Source organism: Gloeocapsopsis crepidinum LEGE 06123 (assembly GCF_015207655.1).
GTDB lineage: Bacteria > Cyanobacteriota > Cyanobacteriia > Cyanobacteriales > Chroococcidiopsidaceae > Gloeocapsopsis > Gloeocapsopsis crepidinum.
The window spans coordinates 147,241-166,871 of the sequence record NZ_JADEWN010000001.1 but is presented as its reverse complement, the minus strand read 5'-3'; the positions used below and the strand labels follow the sequence as shown (position 1 = coordinate 166,871).

Annotated in this window: 19 protein-coding genes; 5 read left to right on the top strand and 14 right to left on the bottom strand. The window is 42.6% G+C overall.

Annotation, left to right across the window (positions count from 1 at the left end):
* Positions 1–22: 22 nt before the first annotated feature.
* The 5 genes from IQ230_RS00700 to IQ230_RS00680 form a co-directional block, all read right to left on the bottom strand.
* Positions 23–196: a hypothetical protein gene (locus IQ230_RS00700; RefSeq protein WP_193929855.1), complete on the bottom strand. Its 174-nt coding sequence runs from the start codon at positions 194–196 to the stop codon at positions 23–25.
* Positions 197–414: 218 nt separating this feature from the next.
* Positions 415–1,146, bottom strand: coding sequence for an alpha/beta fold hydrolase (locus IQ230_RS00695; RefSeq protein ID WP_193929853.1), 732 nt, complete (start codon positions 1,144–1,146; stop codon positions 415–417).
* 75 nt (positions 1,147–1,221) lie between these two features.
* Positions 1,222–1,731 carry a flavodoxin FldA gene (gene fldA, locus IQ230_RS00690; RefSeq protein ID WP_099700696.1) on the bottom strand — a complete coding sequence of 170 codons (510 nt, stop codon included), beginning with the start codon at positions 1,729–1,731 and terminating at the stop codon, positions 1,222–1,224.
* A 77-nt stretch (positions 1,732–1,808) separates the two neighbouring features.
* Positions 1,809–3,311: a chlorophyll a/b binding light-harvesting protein gene (locus IQ230_RS00685; RefSeq protein ID WP_193929851.1), complete on the bottom strand. Its 1,503-nt coding sequence runs from the start codon at positions 3,309–3,311 to the stop codon at positions 1,809–1,811.
* Positions 3,312–3,380: 69 nt separating this feature from the next.
* The gene (locus IQ230_RS00680) at positions 3,381–4,439 is read right to left on the bottom strand and encodes a chlorophyll a/b binding light-harvesting protein (RefSeq protein WP_193929849.1); all 1,059 of its coding nucleotides are present in this window, start codon (positions 4,437–4,439) and stop codon (positions 3,381–3,383) included.
* A 193-nt stretch (positions 4,440–4,632) separates the two neighbouring features.
* On the opposite strand from IQ230_RS00680, the gene IQ230_RS00675 reads away from it, so the two are divergent.
* Positions 4,633–4,929, top strand: coding sequence for a hypothetical protein (locus IQ230_RS00675; protein WP_193929847.1), 297 nt, complete (start codon positions 4,633–4,635; stop codon positions 4,927–4,929).
* A 195-nt stretch (positions 4,930–5,124) separates the two neighbouring features.
* Positions 5,125–5,880, top strand: a complete 756-nt coding sequence (gene psb29, locus IQ230_RS00670; protein WP_193929845.1) for a photosystem II biogenesis protein Psp29 — start codon at positions 5,125–5,127, stop codon at positions 5,878–5,880.
* 421 nt (positions 5,881–6,301) lie between these two features.
* On the opposite strand, the gene IQ230_RS00665 is transcribed toward psb29, so the two are convergent.
* The 3 genes from IQ230_RS00665 to IQ230_RS00655 form a co-directional block, all read right to left on the bottom strand.
* A complete protein-coding gene (locus IQ230_RS00665; protein ID WP_193929843.1) occupies positions 6,302–7,306 on the bottom strand; it encodes a hydroxyacid dehydrogenase in 1,005 nt (334 codons plus the stop codon).
* 26 nt (positions 7,307–7,332) lie between these two features.
* On the bottom strand, positions 7,333–8,142 hold the full coding sequence (locus IQ230_RS00660; RefSeq protein ID WP_228054459.1) for a pentapeptide repeat-containing protein: 810 nt from the start codon (positions 8,140–8,142) through the stop codon (positions 7,333–7,335).
* An 85-nt stretch (positions 8,143–8,227) separates the two neighbouring features.
* Complete coding sequence (locus IQ230_RS00655; RefSeq protein WP_193929841.1) at positions 8,228–10,150, bottom strand: pentapeptide repeat-containing protein; 1,923 nt, start codon at positions 10,148–10,150, stop codon at positions 8,228–8,230.
* Positions 10,151–10,491: 341 nt separating this feature from the next.
* On the opposite strand from IQ230_RS00655, the gene atpD reads away from it, so the two are divergent.
* Together atpD and atpC are read left to right on the top strand one after the other, a co-directional pair.
* Positions 10,492–11,940, top strand: coding sequence for a F0F1 ATP synthase subunit beta (gene atpD / locus IQ230_RS00650; protein WP_099700590.1), 1,449 nt, complete (start codon positions 10,492–10,494; stop codon positions 11,938–11,940).
* A gap of 188 nt (positions 11,941–12,128) precedes the next feature.
* On the top strand, positions 12,129–12,542 hold the full coding sequence (atpC, locus tag IQ230_RS00645; RefSeq protein WP_099700589.1) for an ATP synthase F1 subunit epsilon: 414 nt from the start codon (positions 12,129–12,131) through the stop codon (positions 12,540–12,542).
* 187 nt (positions 12,543–12,729) lie between these two features.
* Here atpC and IQ230_RS00640 read toward each other — a convergent pair whose 3' ends face one another.
* From IQ230_RS00640 to minC, 5 genes are all read right to left on the bottom strand, one after another.
* Positions 12,730–13,224 (bottom strand): hypothetical protein, encoded by a 495-nt coding sequence (locus tag IQ230_RS00640; protein ID WP_193929839.1) that lies wholly within the window; start codon positions 13,222–13,224, stop codon positions 12,730–12,732.
* A gap of 198 nt (positions 13,225–13,422) precedes the next feature.
* Positions 13,423–14,703: a M28 family peptidase gene (locus IQ230_RS27610; protein WP_322742237.1), complete on the bottom strand. Its 1,281-nt coding sequence runs from the start codon at positions 14,701–14,703 to the stop codon at positions 13,423–13,425.
* A 363-nt stretch (positions 14,704–15,066) separates the two neighbouring features.
* The gene (minE, locus tag IQ230_RS00630) at positions 15,067–15,345 is read right to left on the bottom strand and encodes a cell division topological specificity factor MinE (RefSeq protein ID WP_407646592.1); all 279 of its coding nucleotides are present in this window, start codon (positions 15,343–15,345) and stop codon (positions 15,067–15,069) included.
* A gap of 27 nt (positions 15,346–15,372) precedes the next feature.
* Entirely contained in the window at positions 15,373–16,176 is an 804-nt protein-coding gene (gene minD / locus IQ230_RS00625; RefSeq protein WP_193929834.1) for a septum site-determining protein MinD, read from the bottom strand.
* Positions 16,173–16,958: a septum site-determining protein MinC gene (minC, locus tag IQ230_RS00620; RefSeq protein ID WP_193929832.1), complete on the bottom strand. Its 786-nt coding sequence runs from the start codon at positions 16,956–16,958 to the stop codon at positions 16,173–16,175. Before minC ends, minD begins: the two co-directional genes overlap by 4 nt.
* Before the next feature lie 194 nt (positions 16,959–17,152).
* Here minC and IQ230_RS00615 point away from each other — a divergent pair, with 194 nt between their 5' ends.
* Positions 17,153–18,229, top strand: a complete 1,077-nt coding sequence (locus IQ230_RS00615; protein ID WP_193929830.1) for an AI-2E family transporter — start codon at positions 17,153–17,155, stop codon at positions 18,227–18,229.
* Between the two features lie 9 nt (positions 18,230–18,238).
* On the opposite strand, the gene IQ230_RS00610 is transcribed toward IQ230_RS00615, so the two are convergent.
* Positions 18,239–19,588, bottom strand: coding sequence for a four-carbon acid sugar kinase family protein (locus IQ230_RS00610; protein WP_193929828.1), 1,350 nt, complete (start codon positions 19,586–19,588; stop codon positions 18,239–18,241).
* Positions 19,589–19,631 lie beyond the last annotated feature (43 nt).

Below are 19,631 nucleotides of genomic sequence, written 5' to 3'. Positions count from 1 at the left end.
ACGAACATTTATATTAGCTTAACTAACAGAAATATGCGTAGCGATCGCTACAGGTCAAGAGTAAAGCGATCGCACATTTCCCAGACTTTAGTTTCTCACCCCTACAATCTGCATTGATACTCGCTCGTACCTTTTTAAATAAATCTTTTTCTGGTAAAGGTGTTAACACAACATTTTTACCAGTTTTTAGTTTCATGGCAGACCAAAACAGCTTTGCGGTTAAAATCTAGCTACACAGACGATAAACGCTTAGACTTCCTACAAGAAGTAGGTTAAAGGGGAAAGGTAAAAGGTTAAAGGCGTTTCTCCTACGGCTGGTTTCATGGCGTTCCTGGAAATTTTTGCTTGAATGCTTATTTAATTAGTCCACGGAGGTGAACTTTGATTGTCAAGCTGTGACTTTAGTCGCCAAGCTTAAAGCAACAAGCTAGCATGAAGTAAAGCTGATTGATGAGTAAATTGCCAAAAATTAAGTATTTGTTCCCCTACAAGTTGAGGTTGAAAGTAATGAAAAAAGTGTTTGCCTTGAGGACATAACCATAGGCGATCGCTTGCTTTAAAATACTCTTTCCAACCTTGTAAATCTGCTGGCTCGACAATCATATCATCTGTACCGCCACAAACCATTAATGGCACTGGTACGCCACTTGCAGGTAAACTGACTCGTTGTAACAATGAGTGCGGCGATAGCGAACAATATAAGTCTTTATATAAGCGTTTAATAAAACTATTAATTGTGCATTTATCATGGGAGCCAAATAAATTATAAGCCATTGAAGTTAGCACTTTTTGGCAACTCATAATTTTACGGTGATTATAATAATGAAGTTGCCAATCAATAGTAGGATCTGCACCTACAGCTAGTAAGGCAAGTGATTTAACTTTATCTGGATACCGGCGTGCATACAATAATCCTAGTAAACCACTTGTACTGTGACCCATTAAGTGAACAGGGCGATCGCACGATTGTAAGTAATCATCTAGTAATTCTAAAGCAACCTCAAGCGAACTTGGTTCATCTTGAGTTTGGGAATATTCCCACTGCGCGACTGTTAAATGATGGGATAAATAGCACAATAGTGGGCGATGAAAGCATTGCAGACTAGGACTAGTATTTATCCACAAAACATCTGGAACTATAGACATATAAAGTCTCTAATAAACATCCGTAGAAATATAGATAAAAGCACAGGCAAGATGCCTATGCCACAATGTCATTAACTACACTCCGAATTCTTGCTTCAGTTGAGATATCCAAGTTTTAACGCGCTGCTCAGTCATCTCAGATTGATTATCTTCATCAAGCGCTAAACCAACAAACTTACCATCTCTAACTGCTTTCGATTCGTTAAATTCGTATCCGTCAGTTGACCAATAGCCGACTGTTTTTCCGCCCAATTCAGAAATTTTTTCTTCTAGAATTCCTAGCGCATCCATAAAATTATCAGCATAGCCAACTTGGTCGCCTGTACCAAAGTAAGCTACTTTTTTCCCACTAAAATCTATGTCATCAAGTTCAGGGAAAAAACCATCCCAATCACTTTGCAATTCACCAATATTCCAGGTAGGACAAGCAATAATTAGGTTTTCGTAATCATTAAATTCACTACCCTCTACATCTGCCATATTATGCAGCCCTACAACTTCTTCGCCTAATTCTTGTTGAATCATCTCGGCAATAATTTCGGTTTTTCCAGTTGTTGAACCGTAAAATAAACCAATACCTGACATCTTTTCACCTACAATACTTGAGTCAAAATTTGTAGGGGCATCAAGCACGTTTCAAATACTTTTTTGCCCCTGTTGTATTAATTGGCGATCGCCACAAATGCACGCCAGCTATTCAAAAGTAAGTACGCAAAAATTGCGCCACCAATGCCACCAATGAAAAAGCCTGTTGTAAACTGACTCCACTCGTCTACGTTTTGCAAAGCTTCAGGAACGTTGGGAACTGTTGCTGCAAAAGCTGGTCTTGGCAAAGTCTCTAGGCGTTTTTCTAGTTTGGTAGTGCCGTAAATTGAAAAACCGATGGTCAGCAGGAGAATTAAACCTCCAGCAGCGAGTAAACCAACAAGATCGCCAACATTGGCATCGCGTAATGTACCAATAGAACCTAATACAGCAAAAGGACCAACTAGCCAATAACCATGTGCCATCCCAATTTCTAATCCTCGCGCCAAAGGGTTAATTCCTGGGCGATAAATTGGTAGGTATTTGAGAAAGTTCAATGTCACATCTTGAGAACTGATTGCGGTTGCTGTTTGAGGATTTTGTGGTGGCTGAACCATGTCGCCTTTTTTAAAATCAAATCCAGCCGCAACAGCGCGGGCGCGGAGGGCGTGCCAAATATGACCAATGAGAAAGATTAAGGCTAAAACAACATGGAATGTCACCAGCCAACCACGAACAGAAACCAATCCAGGCGCAGATTCTAAAGCATGTACCGGCCCGTAAAAAACTTCTGGATACACAGTATTATTGACCCACGCAAAGTAGGCAGCAAAGAAGCCCATGTAGGCAACAGCACCAATACTGTAAGAAAGATAAGCTTCGCCTGAATAAATTAAAATGCGTCGCGCCCATGCAAACGGTTGCGTCAAGATGTGGAACAGTCCACCACCAATTAGCATTAATCCAACCCAAATGTGACCGCCGACAACGTCTTCTAAGTTATCTACCGCTGCCATTCCTTCTGAACCCCAAGCCCCGAATAGGTAGCCAAAAATGCGGATAGGGTTGAGTGTGGGATGACTGATGACGCGCACATCACCGCCACCACTTGCCCAAGGGTCAAACAATCCGCCCCAGAACATTGCTTTGGCAACGAGTAGCAATGCACCCAAGCCTAAAAGTATGAGGTGAATGCCTAAAATAGACGTGATTTTGTCTTTGTCTTTCCAGTCGTAGCCAAAAAAACCAGCTAAGGTCGGATTATCTTCTAAAACTTCGGGTCCTAACAGAGCGTGATAAAGCCCTCCTGCTGCCAGAATAACTGATGGTATCAGATGCAAAACAGCAATTACGAAGTAGGGATAGGTACTAACAACTTGTCCGCCAGCCCCGACACCAAAGCCTAATGTGGCTAGATGCGGTAGCAAAATCAACCCTTGCTCGTACATCGGTTGATCAGGATGAAAGCGCGACAACTCAAACAGTGTCATTCCTCCAGCCCACAGCAAGATTAAACCTGCATGAGCAACGTGCGCACCTAATAACTTACCTGATAAGTTTGTCAGACGAAAATTACCAGCCCACCAGCCCACATCAGGAATTTGATTCTTGTAAGGGCTATCTGAAATTACCGCAGTCATGGCAACTCCTTGAGAATTATTTGCGTTATTGCAGCACTAATTTTCTAGAACAAACACTAATCACTTGCATTAACTAGGTTGAGGAATGACAGCATTCTCACTAATGCGACCTTTACGAAAATCTAAACCACGCGATCGCAAAGCATGCCAAATATGTCCTTGCAAAAAGAAAAACGCTAACCAAAAATGAGCATTAGCAAGCCACGTGCGAGAGGTGACTAAATTAGGATCGGGCGATGAAAAGTAAGGCACAACGTTCTGCCGTACTACCAATGCTGGACCATAAAAGACTTCTGGATAAACAGTCGTATTAACCGAGACAAACAGTGTTGCAATAAACCCCATTAACGCCAAAGCGCCCAAACTATAGGAAAGATAAGCTTCTCCTGACCAAACAAAGAACGGATAAGTCCAGCGAAAAGGCTTAGTCACAATGTGGAATAACCCACCAAAAATTAACATTCCACCAACCCAGATATGACCGCCGACAACATCTTCAAGATTGTCAACGCCAGCAATCCAGAACCTACCAACAGCACCAAAGAGATAGCCATAAATAACTGTAGGATCGAGCGTTGGGTTAGTTACAAGCCGGACATTTTCAACATTTGGGTCATACAAACCTCCAAAGTACATTGCCTTAGCAACTAAGAGAAAGGCACCAATTCCGAGTAAAACAAGGTGAATACCCAGAATTGTCGTCATTTTGTTAGTATCTGCCCAATCGTAGCCAAAAAAAGAAAATTTTCGTTCCAACCTTTCTGGACCACGCAAGGAATGAAAGATGCCACCAAATCCTAGAAATGCTGATGAGATGAGGTGAATAACAGCGATCGCAAAATACGGATACGTATCTACCACAGCACCGTTAGCACCAACTCCCCAACCTTGGGCTGCTAGATGCGGTAGCAAAATTAAGCCCTGCTCATACATTGGTTTTGCCGGATTAAAATGACCCAGTTCAAACAATGTCATTGCTCCTGCCCACAACACAATTAAGCCGGAATGGGCAACATGAGCACCGAGTAACTTACCCGATAGATTTGTGAGACGGGCGTTACCTGCCCACCAAGGAGACTCTGCTAGATCTTGCTCCACTGAAAGTGGACTCTTAGCAACAGTTGTCACTGTAATCTTACCTCCAAATTATTGAAAATCTTTTTCAAAAACTTGCAAGATAGCTTACACTATACCGTTAGTTATTGACAATCCTTTTCATTAAATTTCTGTAATTCTTGATTTCTAGCAATTAGTGCACCCTGTTGAAGCAGCATCAAGGATGCAGAAACACTGCAACTTACACCCACTCGGCATAACCCATATGTTTAATTTATTGCTTCAAGTTGTCCAACCGATTACAACCCCACTTTGTTTGCTTTCGGTTTCATCTTTGCTAGCAGTTTTTCTGTGGAGTATTTTGATAGCAACGCGAGATGGTATCACTCGACTAAAGCAACTGCATCAAGTTCCTTGTAGCCGCTGCGCCTACTTCACCGGAGATTATCGACTCAAATGTACAGTACATCCTTGCAAAGCACTTACGGAGGATGCAATTAATTGTTTAGATTACGAACCTACAACACATCCACCTCAAAGCCGGACAAAAACGTGCAAATAGGAGAGTGAAAGTTAAAAGTCGGTAACTCGTCATTTAGTAGCTACCTAGCTTATGTTTAACTGCTAAGCGCTTTGTCCTTATTAGACATTGAAATATAACTTCAGATTATATTCCCCTAGCTGGGGATCAAAGCTCAACTTGGCAAAGTGGCTATTAAGCGCGACAATGAGTTTACGTCGCCCTTGAAATCGTCCAGTGAATAACGTCCGTACTGTTTCCGATACCAAGCGAGCTTTCTACACATCCCACACTCGTCCGATCAATACAATTTATCGTCGAGTGGTGGAAGAACTGATGGTAGAAATGCACTTGCTGTCAGTAAATGTCGATTTTAACTACAACCCAATTTATGCTTTGGGCGTAGTCACTGCTTTCGAGCGGTTTATGCAAGGTTATCAACCTGAAAAAGATAAAGAGTCAATTTTTAATGCCTTGTGTCAAGCTGTAGAAGGCGATCCACAACAATATCGCCAGGATGCCGAACGTCTTGGTTTATTTGCGAAGAATGCGTCAAATACTGAGTTAATGGCATGGCTGCGTGGAGAATCTCACAAAGAAGAAGTAGGCGATCTCCAACAACAAATTCGGGCGATCGCTCACAATCCCAACTTTAAATACAGCCGCTTGTTTGCGATCGGAGTGTTCAGCTTATTAGAACTATCAGACCCTGCATTAGTCAAAGATGAAAAGCAGCGAGTCGAAGCTTTGAAGAATATTGCTGCTACTTTGAACATCTCAGAAGATAAACTCAATAAGGATTTAGAACTGTACCGCGCTAATGTAGACAAAATGGAGCAAGCATTAGCAACAATTGCAGATATTCTTTCTGCTGACCGTAAGAAGCGTCAGCAACTCACCCCAGATAAAGGTATTGCCGTAACAACTCCTGATTCCGAAGATCCTTCACAAGCCCCTGGTTCACCGCAAGACAAAACTCCTTTTGGTTCTTGATTCAGAGTTAGGAGTAATTGATAGATTTTAGTGAAGTAAAGGCGACCTATGACAATTACTCCTGATAAGTTCTATTTTTGATCTAAGCATTCTTGAATCAGAAATACGCTAGCTTATTAGAAAATCTCTGGCTTGTACCAGATGTTACACTGCGTTAAAGATGCGCTGTCTAGCTCTAGCAACGAATAAAGTCAAGTTAAACCTGCGTGCTCAAAATCTGATCGTGTTTATTCAACTAACAGAAGGAGTAGAGGACAAAACTTGGCTTTATCATCTGCACCAACGAGGATAATGTTGTTGGTTCCAAGAGGCAATTAAGGATAAAACTTTAGCTCAAGAAACTGCTCAAATAGAAGGAACATCAAATATTATCTCTGCCACAGAAAGCCGCGATCGCTACACCATACCTGCTTAATACCTATTAATCAATAACGACATTTTGCGGTTTGCCTTGACAGAAACTCATAATATTATCAATCGTCGTATCTAAAATTCGCGTTCTAGCTTCATAAGTATTAAAGGCACTATGAGGAGTCACAATCACATTTGATAAACGCAGTAATATTTGATTGGCAAGAAGTGCTTCTAAGTTATTTTGTTTGTGGACTAAGGACTTCAGTAATTCACTTTCGTGATGCATCACAAATTCTTCTGGTAAGACATCTAAGCCGGCAGCAGCGACTTTTCCGGTTGCTAAAGCTTGTAACAATGCTTTGATATCCACTACACTTCCACGAGTTGTGTTAATCAACACTACACCATCCTTCATTTGAGAAAATTGCTCGTCAGAAAGCAGATGATATGTTTTTTTATTTGCAGGAACGTGCAATGTAATGATGTCTGCACTTGCTAATACTTCTGACATTTGAGCATAACGAAATCCCAATTGCGATGCTAACTCTTCACGGGGATTTTGTTCGTATGCAACAACATTCATCCGAAGACCTTTAGCAATTGAGATAACACAACGTCCAATTGCACCAGTACCAATCACACCCAGAGTTTTACCTAATAAATCAAAGCCTTGTAATCCTTGAAAAGAAAAGTCACCTTTACGAGTGCGATCAACAGCATCAACAACTCTATGGCTTAACGCCAATAATAAAGCAAATACATGTTCAGCAACAGTGTGTTCGCCATAGTTAGGTACATTGCAGACTTTTATATTGTGTTGCTGACAGTAAGTTGTGTCAATTTGGTCAAACCCAGTTGATCGCGTAGCGATGAGTTCTAATTGATTGAACTGCTGTAGAATATTTTGACTGAGATTCGAGTAGATAAATGCACAAATGACATTAGCATCAGTAAATTGACTGGCATTTTCACTCGTTAGCGGCTCATCACAGTATTCAATAGTATGCTTGTCACTTAACTGATCAAAAAGTTTGCGCTCCCAGTCTTCAATTTCAAAGACGGCAATTTTCACAGATGCTCCTTTGATAGGCTCTAAGTTTAGTCGTGGGTACTGCCGTTAGGCATGGTGGCTCCACTTAAGTTTGTTTGACTCAGGTCTACTTCTGTGAGGTTTACACTAGTTAGGACTGCGTTACTCAAGTTTACTCCTTCTAAGTTTACTTTAGTAAGGTTAACACCGCTCAAGACAGCTCCACTCAAGTTCGCGCCTTGTAAAACAGCTTCGGTAAGAACTGCTCGACTGAGAATGGCATCACTCAGGTTGGCATTAGTTAAAATTGCTCCGCTCAATATTGCGCTGCTAAGATCTGCACTACTCAGATTTGCTTCGGTTAAATCGGCTCTACTCAAGTTTGCTTCAGTTAAGTTAACTCCTTGCAAGTTTGTCTGAGCTAAGTTTGCTCCACTTAAGTTAGTTCCACTGAGGTTTCCTTGACTCAGGTTAGCGCCTCCTAAGTTACCTTCGGCAAGATTAGCTCCTGCTAAATTCGCACCTAATAGAAAAGCATCGTATAAATTGACTCGACTTAGTTCTGCTTCTGTCAAGATTGCGCCAGTCAGCTTTGCTCCTGCCAAAACTGCTTCTGTCAAGTCTGCTTTTGTTAGAATTGTTCGACTGAGATTTGCTTCACTCAACTCGGCTTGAGTCAAAATTGCTTCGCTTAAAATTGCTTCACTCAAGTCAACTGTATTCAGCGTTGCTCGTGTCAAATCTGCAGAACGCAAGTTAGCAATACTAAAGTTTCTCTCTCCTGCCGCATACTTTTTGAGAAGTTCCTCAGTATCCATAAAGGCTGTTTTGTAAGTTAACTTTTTGTCAGTTTCAAGGATACTGAAAGTTGATGCCATCTTCCGTGCGACAGAGGAAAATTGCTAAGTATGGCAATTCATCAAGATGCGATCGCATAGCTAATTTTGAGTGTAAAACGCAGTCTCAACACAAAACCAACAGTTTGGTAATCAACGGTAGTAGCTTATTACACGCTTCGACAAAGGCAGTAGCACTTGGTAAACTTGCGGCAGTGCCTTTCAGGATCTTGATTGCGGTTTTTGCTGCATTTTGCATTCCTGCTTGAGGTTTTTGTCCTGCTTCTGCTAAAACTTTTACTTGCTCTAGTGCTTCTGCTTTATCCTCTGAGTTCAAGTCTGCCTCATCCTCAATCGCTGCCTTTAAATGCTCAAGTAATTTGGCAAGTTGCAGCGCTTCTGGAGACTCAGCTTGTTGCAGTTGACTGATTGTGTTTGTGACAGCACCACTAATTTGACCGATCGCGACTCCTGTCATATTTTGATTTTGTCCCGCCGCTGCAACACCGCTAACGCTACCTTGAACGCCACTGATATTGACACTTCCTTGATTGTCAGACATAGTATCTCCAAAGTTATAGTAAGTTTCTGCGTAAAATTTATTGCTTTGAATTGCAGTAACAACCATGTTTTCTAAGCTGCGAATGCGTTGATCTTTCTCTGCAATTCCTGCAAGTAATGCTTGCATATCCTTGTACGGTAAAGCTTTAATTTCGCTGTAGTTAGCAAAATATTCAGCACTCAGTTGCGAGCGATCGCTATGACCTGCGACTTTGGCTTGTAAGCGAATTTTGTCTTGCCCTCGTCCTTCCAGGGCGATAATTTCTAACTCAGCATTGGGGTGGTTTGCGGCTAGCTGCTGCAGCGCAATTGCAGCTGCACCAGGATCAATTCCTTGATGATGGTAAAGATCAAGTGTCTTCAACGTAACGGCACGTGGATCGACATTTTGATGACGATACAGATCGAGTGTTTTGATAATTGGTGCAATAAAGTCAGAAAAGTCACCAGGCTTGAAGTTTTCCGATTTATTATCTGGCTTACGACAAGGATCGGGATCGTCCTTTGTTGGCAAGTGCGTGTAGATGTATTCGCATTCAACTTGCTCTACTTTGGTATCAGGAGCGATCGCCCAATCTTGAATGTAAGCGCCAGTTAAACAAGCCGATGTCAAATCGGCATGATACAGTTGTGTCCGAACCAGCTTTGCTCGGTATAGATTTGCATTTTGTAAAGTCGCTTCACTGAGATCTGCAGCGATAAAGCTAGCGTCTTCTAAATCAGCATCTTGTAAGTTGATACCTTGTAGCACGAGGCGATCGTAGTTTTTATTTCTGCCATGTTTAGAGACGACTAACTGCCGTACTTTTGGTACTTCAAGATACGTTAGTGCGACATCAGCAAAGTCAAGTCTTGCTTGAAACCAATTCGTACGAATTAATTTTGCACGGCTAAACTGTACAGCTTTCAATGTGGCTTTAGTAAAATTAGCATCGGTTAAATCAGCACCGCAAAAACGAGTACCACCTATAGCAGCAATAGTAATAGCAACTTTGCGGACTAAGCCATACTGCTGAGCATCGCCCAAAGCCCCCCAACTAACGTACGCGCTGAAAAATATCACAGTCCATGCTGTCCAAACAGTCCACCAAGGCTCTCGATTTGTCACTATTATGAACGTGCCAACCAGAACAGCAACAACGATATGTAGAATTGCAGCGGCTTCTCCAGCAACAATTACCGAAGTAGCGATCGCTGCAGAGACAGCAACAGCTCCATTCACTGCACCAATTAAAGGCCATAACCGCAGCTGTAGCCCTGCTTTAATGTTGAGAATTAGAACAACTGCGAACACTAAAGAAATAACGAGTAAACCTGCAATCCGGTAGTTCTGTAATCCTGCTAAAGCATGGCTAAAGTTAGCATCTTTGAGAATGGCATTGGTGAAGTTTGTTCCTCGAAGATCTGCACGGCTGAAATTAGCACCTGTTAAGTCTTGTCCTTTAAAAGAGTATCCTCGGAGGTTTTGACCAGAGAAGTTCTGGGGCATAAACACGTTGTGGAGGAAGGGATTTCTTATGTCCTACAAAGCCAACGAAGACGTTTCCGGAATCGATGTTTATTGATATTGTTTAAGGTAAATACCTATTTGACAAAAAATAATGAGATAACCCCATCGCTACTGAGGATTGAATAATTCGTAATTAACTTAAAACTCAACACATTCATAACTCCGCTCGAAAGGCGGTAATTCCTGCCAATAATGCACCATAATAGATTTTGCAGGAATACCACTGAAAGTGCAGTTCGCTACCTATTCAGTGATAATCTTAAAAACAGTCTATTGAACTGTATCTCCCAGATAGCTGAATTACACTCCGAGGCGAGAGAATGGTCACTACCGCAGAAAAAGCAAATATTGGCTACATTACGCAAATTATTGGTCCTGTTGTAGACGTTAAATTTCCCGAAGGCAAAATGCCTCAAATCTACAACGCTTTAATCGTCAAAGGAACCAACGAATCCGGACAAGAGGTTTCCGTGACCTGCGAAGTGCAGCAGTTGCTGGGCGATAACCAAGTACGTGCCGTTTCTATGAGTTCTACCGACGGCTTGATTCGCGGTATGGAAGCGAGCGATACAGGCGCTCCCATTAGCGTACCCGTTGGTAAAGCTACCTTGGGACGGATTTTTAATGTCCTTGGTGAACCCGTTGACAACATGGGACCTGTCAATACAGAAGAAAGGTTTCCAATTCACCGCGATGCACCAAAACTAACTGAATTAGAGACGAAAGCCTCAGTATTTGAAACTGGTATCAAAGTAGTAGACTTACTTGCTCCCTATCGTCGTGGTGGCAAGGTTGGCTTGTTTGGTGGTGCTGGTGTTGGTAAAACTGTAATTATTCAGGAATTAATCAACAATATCGCTAAAGAGCATGGCGGTGTGTCTGTGTTCGGCGGTGTGGGCGAGCGCACGCGTGAAGGTAACGACCTTTACAATGAATTTAAAGAATCTGGGGTAATCAACGAAGAAAACCTCAATGATTCAAAAGTGGCTCTGGTTTACGGTCAGATGAACGAGCCACCTGGAGCAAGAATGCGCGTCGGACTGGCGGCTCTCACAATGGCTGAGTACTTCCGCGATGTCAGTAAGCAAGACGTACTCTTATTTATTGATAATATTTTCCGCTTTGTCCAAGCAGGCTCAGAAGTATCAGCACTTTTGGGACGGATGCCCTCAGCAGTAGGATATCAGCCAACACTGGCAACCGAAATGGGTGCATTGCAAGAGCGAATTACTTCAACTAATGAAGGATCAATTACCTCGATTCAAGCAGTATACGTACCTGCAGACGACTTGACTGACCCTGCACCTGCAACAACATTTGCGCACTTGGATGCTACCACGGTACTATCGCGTGGTTTAGCATCTAAAGGAATTTACCCCGCTGTAGATCCACTTGATTCAACTTCTACGATGTTGCAGCCTAGTATTGTAGGAGATGAGCACTACAGCACTGCACGCGCAGTTCAAGCAACGCTACAGCGTTATAAGGAACTTCAAGACATCATCGCGATTCTTGGTTTGGATGAACTGTCTGAAGACGATCGCCTAACAGTAGCTCGTGCTCGGAGAATTGAGCGTTTCTTGTCGCAACCGTTCTTTGTTGCAGAAGTCTTTACTGGATCTCCTGGTAAGTACGTGAAGCTTGAAGAAACAATCAAAGGCTTCCAGCGGATTCTCTCTGGTGAACTCGATGACCTACCTGAGCAAGCATTCTACATGGTCGGCAACATTGATGAAGCGATCGCTAAAGCTGAAAAGATGAAAAGCTAGAAGAGGGGTGAGGAGCGAGGGATTAGGGGCGAGTGATTAGTTTTGAATTTTGAATTGAAGACGTTTCTTAACTCATAACTCAACACTCTTAACGAGTAACTCCTAGTCTCCTAGTCTCCCCAGCTTTCATTGCTATAGAAACCTTCAGTTTCCGCTACTTGATAACTTCCCTGATTTTTTTAAGAAATATGGCTTTAACTGTTCGTGTTGTTTCACCAGATAAAACCGTTTGGGATGCAACAGCACAAGAAGTGATTCTACCAAGTACTACTGGTCAGCTAGGTATTCTCAGCGGTCACGCACCCCTACTAACAGCATTGGATACAGGCGTTATGCGAGTTCGCCCTAATCCTAACGAAGATTGGGTTGCGATCGCGCTAATGGGTGGATTTGCTGAAGTTGAAAGTGATGAAGTCACTATTCTCGTTAATGCCGCAGAACGTGGCGACAAAATTGATTTAGAATCTGCTCGTACTGCTTACAATCAAGCAGAAGCAAAAATAAATCAAATTCAAAATGCTTCACGTCAAGAGCAAATTCAAGCTAATCAAGCCTTAAAAAGAGCACGCGCTCGTTTCCAAGCTGCTGGTGGAATGTTGTAAAGAAGGAGTGAGGGGTGAGGGGTGAGTGACTAGTAGCTAGTGGTTAGTAATTAGTTTTGGAAAGCGCAAGCGTTGGGAGATAATTATTTTGAGTTTTCTTTACTCATGACTCAGCACTTTACGACTCTCTTAAGCTCATAACTCAAGGCTCTTAACGAGTAACTCCTAGTCTCCTCTACTCCTGGGCTTATCTACCACCGCGATCGCGTTCTAGGTCATAAATTGCTTTTTCAATCGCCCAGTTTGTCGATTGGTGCGGATGATTGAGCTTGATATTATTTATGAGGCGGTTAGCAGCTGCTTGGTCATTGTGTAGTAGCGTCATCAATCGTTTCTGCAGTCTAGGGCTAGCTTGATTAAAACTCCCCTGATTGGTTATATTACCAAGCGAGAAAGATTTATTTTTTGTACTACTGGCAACTGCTACTGCTGCTGTAGCACCAATTGCTCCTAAAACAACTAATGTGCCAACTTGACCAGAGTCATCGCTTTGTTGTGGTGTGCGATAACGAGTTTGGGCGATCGTGTGGGATAAGTTTGTAGCATGAGTTGGCTGAGTTGCAAACATTGCCGCAGTACTTGATCTGTGCTCCGTGGTTTTGACTGCAGATGGTAAGATTTCAGGAACTTGAGCACTTATGATAGTAGCTAAGGCAGCACCTATAGGTAACAATTTCAGCATGGCTTTTTAGGATATGTACAACTTAATGAATTGATAAACGTTTTAACTGCCCCTCACATTTCAAATAAACATTTGACTATTTCTGATATAATCGTACTCGTTATGACTTCGCATTCTTAGAGGCTGAGAGTACGGATCGCCGCATCGTTCTGGTCATAACAGCAGAGTTCTACTCATTACAGGCAATGAAAAATGAGTTTACATTGCAACCGTAACGGTATCAGAATTAAGTATCTGCTTGAGAACATTAAGTCCAACCTGAGACGTTTCATCTAGTAACCTTGGTTCGATAGATTTATCGTCAGGAGTGTGGTAATTTGGTTCCTGACCTCGATAAAAGAAGAGGACAGGCACACCTGCTCTTGCAAAGGGAGCATGATCGCTGCCTCCTTGACTATCAAAGACAGAAATATCAGATTGCGTTGCTTGCGTAAGTTTTGTGAGTGACTGTGTTCCACCAACAAGCAGCTGGTCATTAACACCGACCATATCAAAATTTAGCATGGCATCCAGTCTTTTCAGAAAACTAGGTTGCGCTTGACTAACAAAACTTCTTGAGCCGTGTAAACCATCTTCCTCGCCATCAAATGCCACAAACCAAGCTTGACGTGCTAAAGGTGTTTGAGCCATATTGCGGGCAACATCTAACATAACAGCAGTTCCAGAGGCATTATCGTTCGCTCCTGGAGACCCTGGAACAGAGTCATAATGTGCGCCAACAACAACACGCGGTTGTGTGACACCAGGAAGATGAGCAATGACATTTGTCCCAGTGACAGTGCGTTGGCGAGTATTGATTGCAAGCGACACTTGTGGCTGCTGCGACTCGAATAGAGAATTGCCTACTTTTCCAGATAGTGCTAATACCGGAATTTGCACTTCTCCACCAAGCGTACCGTACAAATCGCCAGGCTCATTGTTAACAATAACGACACCCACTGCTCCTGCCTTTGCTGCGTTTTGAGCTTTTTGGAGAAACGGAATTTCACCGCGCCGAATAAGCGCGATCGCGCCTTTGACATCAACCGCAGCAAAATCTGATGTTTGTCCGACATTCGGAACAGCGACAAGTCGCGCACTTTGTTTGCCAGCAATCGAGCCATTCAGAGCGCGTCCATTAATTGTGCGGCCATTAACTGTAATATTTGAGCCAAGATCCTCAAATTTTGGATATGTAAAGGTTTGAGTTCTTGTTTCGTAGCCAGCACGGGTGTATTGCTCAATTAGATAAGCTCTAGCTTGTTCCATAACAGGTGTGCCTGTTACCCTAGAACCTAGTTTGACTAAAGCTTGGACATCAGCAATTGCACTTTCAGATGTAATTGTACTCTCAGCTTGGCTAAGTAACGTGCCACGCTCCGTTCGTTCTTCTAAAACGGGAGTACACCCTGTAACGCCAATACTCAGAACGCTTACGCCTGCAACCAGCAACTTAGCGATTTGCTGTAGGGAAGGTCGGGAGTTAGATAGTTTGTTCAAGTGCAAATTTTGATAAGTCACGAAGTACCGTGTGCGCTATGTAAATGAAGATAAGATACTTACTAAATATCACTATCTTCAATTTTGAGTGCTAGATATAGCACTGATATGACGCGAGTATGTCAGAGCAAAAGAAAATATAGAGATACAATAATAATTGGTCAATAGTTTTTATATTGATCTACTTTCTACTGGTAAGTAGGTTAACCAAATTTAACAAGAAATATGGGTTATGCATCTTACCTGCCCATGTTCTATGGTTTGGCAGTCAAGGCTTTTTTATAAAAATTTATACGAAGATTAGCGGTTAGAAATCAACATTAGGCGATCGCCAATTAATCGCTCATTTAGTCACTCGCTAGGTTATGAAACATCAACGTCTTTAACACGCCGAATTGGTAAGTTGGCAATTAGTGCGGTTGTTCGTTGGTTATTTTCTAGACAAAACTCTAATCCATCTGGTTCGAGTTCTACATAACGCGAGACGACTTCTAAAATTTCCTGTTGCATTCTCTCCAGTGCTTGCGGACTCAGATCAGCGCGATCGTGGGCAAGTACTAATTGCAGTCGCTGCTTAACTGCACTGCGGCTGGTATTCTCATTACGCGGTACAGGAAAAAATCGGTCGAGAAATTCGGTAATCATGACAGTGGGTGCAGGGGTAGAAGCTTAGATGATAGAAAACAACAGCTTACGCAGGCGAGCAAAGAAGTTGTCTTGGGTAGGTTCCAAATCGAGAAACTCTACTTTTTCCCCTTCTAATCGTCGAGCAATATGATCGAATGCCGTTCCTGCAAGTGAGGCAGTTTCAGACAACACTAAAGGTTCGCCTCGGTTAGTTGAAACGATGACACGCTCATCTTCTGGAACAACACCAATCAGAGGAATAGATAAAATTTCTTGGACATCCTGTACAGACATCATGTCATTTACCTGTACCATTGCAGGTCGCAGGCGGTTGACAATTAAATGAATATTTTTGATACCTTGAGCTTCGAGTAAACCAATGACGCGATCGGCATCCCGTACTGCTGCAATTTCTGGTGTCGTGACGATTAATGCTTCTTTTGCACCGGCGATCGCATTTTTAAACCCCATTTCGATGCCAGCCGGACAGTCGATGACAACATAGTCATACATTTGTGTCAAAGAATCCACAAGCTGTTTCATCTGTTCGGCAGTGATTGCCTCTTTGTTGCGATTTTGTGCCGCAGGAAGCAAGACCAACCCTGATTCGCGTTTATCTCTTACTAAGGCTTGCTCTAAACGACATTCACCTGATACGACTTCCATTGCCGTATAGACAATCCGATTTTCCAATCCCAGAAGCAAATCTAAGTTTCTTAACCCAAAATCTGCATCCACCAAAACAATTTTACGCCCTAGTCGGGCTAATGCCATGCCCAGGTTGGCGGTGACTGTGGTTTTACCTACCCCTCCTTTACCAGAGGTAGTAACGATAATGCGCTTCATGATGGTAACGAAAATTGGGATTTAGAAAAATCAGCAGCTTTAGCGATCCGAATACCTTCAGACATGACGTAAGCAACCTCAGGATAAAACTGAGATGGAACATTCGTCGGTGCCCTCGCGACAAATTCTGCAATCCGCAGCTGCGTTGGTTCCATTTGCAGTGCCATAATTAGACACTTAGAATTACCAGCAGCACCTGCATGGGCAACTCCGCGCAAACGACCCCAAACTAGAATATCGCCATTTGCCACTACAGTACCACCTGGGTTAAGGTCTCCTAACACAATTACGGAACCTGCATGACGAATTTCCATACCAGATCTCACAGTCATTTGGAGATACAGTGGTTCTGCCAGAGGTACAGGGGTGGCGTTTAATGTTTGATTAATTTTAGTAACGGATGTTTGTTCGACACTATAACCTGCGGTTGCTGCGGCAACAGCTGTTTGACGGCGACTAGTAAACACGCGGGTTAACTGAAGTTGAACTTCTGATAAAGCATCGGCAATTGCTTGAAGTTGTTGAGCGTCTAATAACCGATCTGTCGCTATGAGATGAACAGTTGTGCTAGGTTGCCAAAAGCGATCGCCGCCATTTAGTCGCTGCTTTAATTGTTGCCAAAGATCAGACCAACTTGTTGCTGTCGCAGTTTCGGTTTCTGTCGGCAAAATCAATAACAACTTTTCTCCCTCACCCTTGAGGCGAACTTGTAAGTTAACATTCACCGTATTTGAGGGAGGGACTACTGCGTTTTCTATTTCTGGCAAGGCAGAATCAGTCATGTAACACTGGTTTGGGAAACCAACTTAATATCATCTTAGATTAGTTCTGAATGAGAACTGGATCTTTTTCAGTCAAAAAATTAGCTAGCCGTTAGCAATTAGTTAACTGCCAAGACTTAAGGAGGACGACACCTAAGTTTCTAAAGACTACAGTATCAGCACACCTCATGCAATAGCTTGAAGGAGGCAAAACCGTGACATTTGGGCAATGGCTGGGTTTGCTTGCTCTTGCAATCTCACTCTACATTTTGTGGCAGGTTCAGCAAATAGCTCTTTTAGTATTTGCATCTGTTGTTTTGGCAACACTTTTAAATCGGGTTGTGCGCAGTATCGAGCGACATCGCATCAATCGAGGTATTGCGATCGCTATGACAATGACTGTCTTGATAGCTTTAATTATCAGCTTTTTTGCAGTTATTGTACCGCGAATTATTGAGCAATTACAAGAACTGGTATTACTCATACCTGTGGTATCCAATCGACTGAGAATTTGGTACAACTGGCTGCAAACAGTCGTTCCTGTAGAAGTTTTGAATAATTTTAATGTTATTTTCAGCAGTCTTGCAGGGCAGCTGCAATCCTTGATTGCTCAAATCTTGGGCAATTTTTTAATCTTGCTTAATGTTTCACTTACCGCATTTTTGAGCTTGCTGTTGTTTTTAGTTATCACTCTGATGCTGCTAGCTAATCCTGCGCCCTACCGTCGGCTTTTGATTCGGATTTTTCCTGCTTTTTATCGGCGGCGAGTTGATCGCATTCTGCGAGAGTGTGAAGTTGCTCTGATTGGCTGGATCAAAGGGACTTTAATCACAATGCTTTTTGTAGGTTTGTTGAGCTTTACTGGTTTATCCGTGCTACGCGTACCACTGCCACTAGTCAATGCTGCTTTAGCGGGGTTATTGGAGTTTGTTCCTAATATTGGACCAACTTTGAGTGTTTTTCCTCCAGCTTTACTTGCTTTACTTGATGCACCTTGGAAAGCTCCTGCTGTCATTGGTTTGTATGTTGTCATTCAACAAGTTGAGAGTTTGATTTTAGTACCGCTGATTATGCAACAAGAAGTTGCGCTCTTGCCAGTATTTACGATCTTGGCAGTGATAGTGTTTGCCAGTTTTTTTGGTTTTTTGGGTTTGTTTCTCGCCATTCCGCTACTGATTGTGGTTCAGATTTGGCTTAAAGAAGTGTTGATTAAAGACGTACTCAACAAATGGCATGCAGCAAGCGACTATCGCACTATATCTACGGTAGATAAAACTAAAATCAACTCTTAGATTGGTAAGCTATTCGTGAGGTTTTTGTAGTCTTCTGTAAACCGTCGTCAGAGCATTAGCATCGCCAACATTACCAGGAAACAATACTACGGGTAAGTCAGGATGAGGATGATCTGATGGAGTGCGGACAATTGAACAACCAGCTAAAACTTGCCCAAGAAGTCGTGCTGTTGTTAAAGCTAAACCTGTACTTAAGACATCATTAGACGTGATGCCTCCTTTACTAATCAAAAACCCAATATCGCTGGGTAAGCCGCGTACAATATCCATTAGCAGTGCCGAAACAGATATACCAAACTGCAAACGTGTCTGAACATCAGCAAAGACTAGTTCTTCACGGCTAGTAAATACTACAGAAGTTTTACCCGCCGCGTGGGTAGCATAGATTTTTTCTAGCGTTGCGTCTAATAACTGATGTGGTTGTTCTAATGAGTCGGTGAGTAACTGGGCGACATCAACTTCGATCCCTACTACGTCAGATTCTTGCAAGAGTTTTTCTAACTGTTCTGTTGTCTTTTTAACGTGAGAACCGACAAGCACGACACCTGGTTTACCTGCGCGGACATATTGCGACATTTCCTCTGGTGGTACTGGCTGTGGTGGTAATTGTGCTAGTGCTGTGAGTAAACTTGCTGCGCTGCGAAATAAATAGCGTTTACCTTGCTTTGCTGCGGCGAGAACATCTTGCGCAAAGCGGTTGAGATCGTCTTGTGTTTCTGCATCAACTACAACACATTGATTATTTGTGAGATTTTGTAGTCTTTCAAGTGTTGAGACATTTCCTGCAACGTCTGTACCACTACGAATATCATTTAGTAAAAATCGTTCAACTTGAGCGGGGCTAATGCGTCCGTGGGTTTTTTCGGCAACGTAATCTGGTAAGTAACTGTAGGTGTAGCCAAAAACTGAATCACGGGCAAATTCAGTTTCGTGTACTGGAATTGGAATACCATCAACGATGAGATAATGAATACTGTCGCGAGTAATCCGCCCGCCTTCAATAAACGCTGGAACTAAAAAATGAGCATCAAAGGAACCAAGTTCTGCAGCGATGACATCAGTTTCAATCGGGTAATGTCCGCGTAAGGTTGAATCTGAGCGACTGACAATTAAAAAATCGTCAATTCCAGCGGCGGCGATCGCAGCTTTTAGATTGTGGCATACTTCTTGAGTGACAGATGCTGCTTGTTCTGGCGGAAGCGATCGCGTATTTGTTAAGACAAAGAAAATCGGCGAGTCATCACTTAATCCTAGTTGTAAAGTTTTTTCATCCCAGCGCGTCAGAAGTAAACAACTGTGAACGGTTTGCGAACCTGTAGGATCGTCATCAAGAACAATGACTTTGAGTTGAGTTGCCATCTTTAATTTTAGGAGCTGCGCTTGTCATTTTCGCACTTCGTGC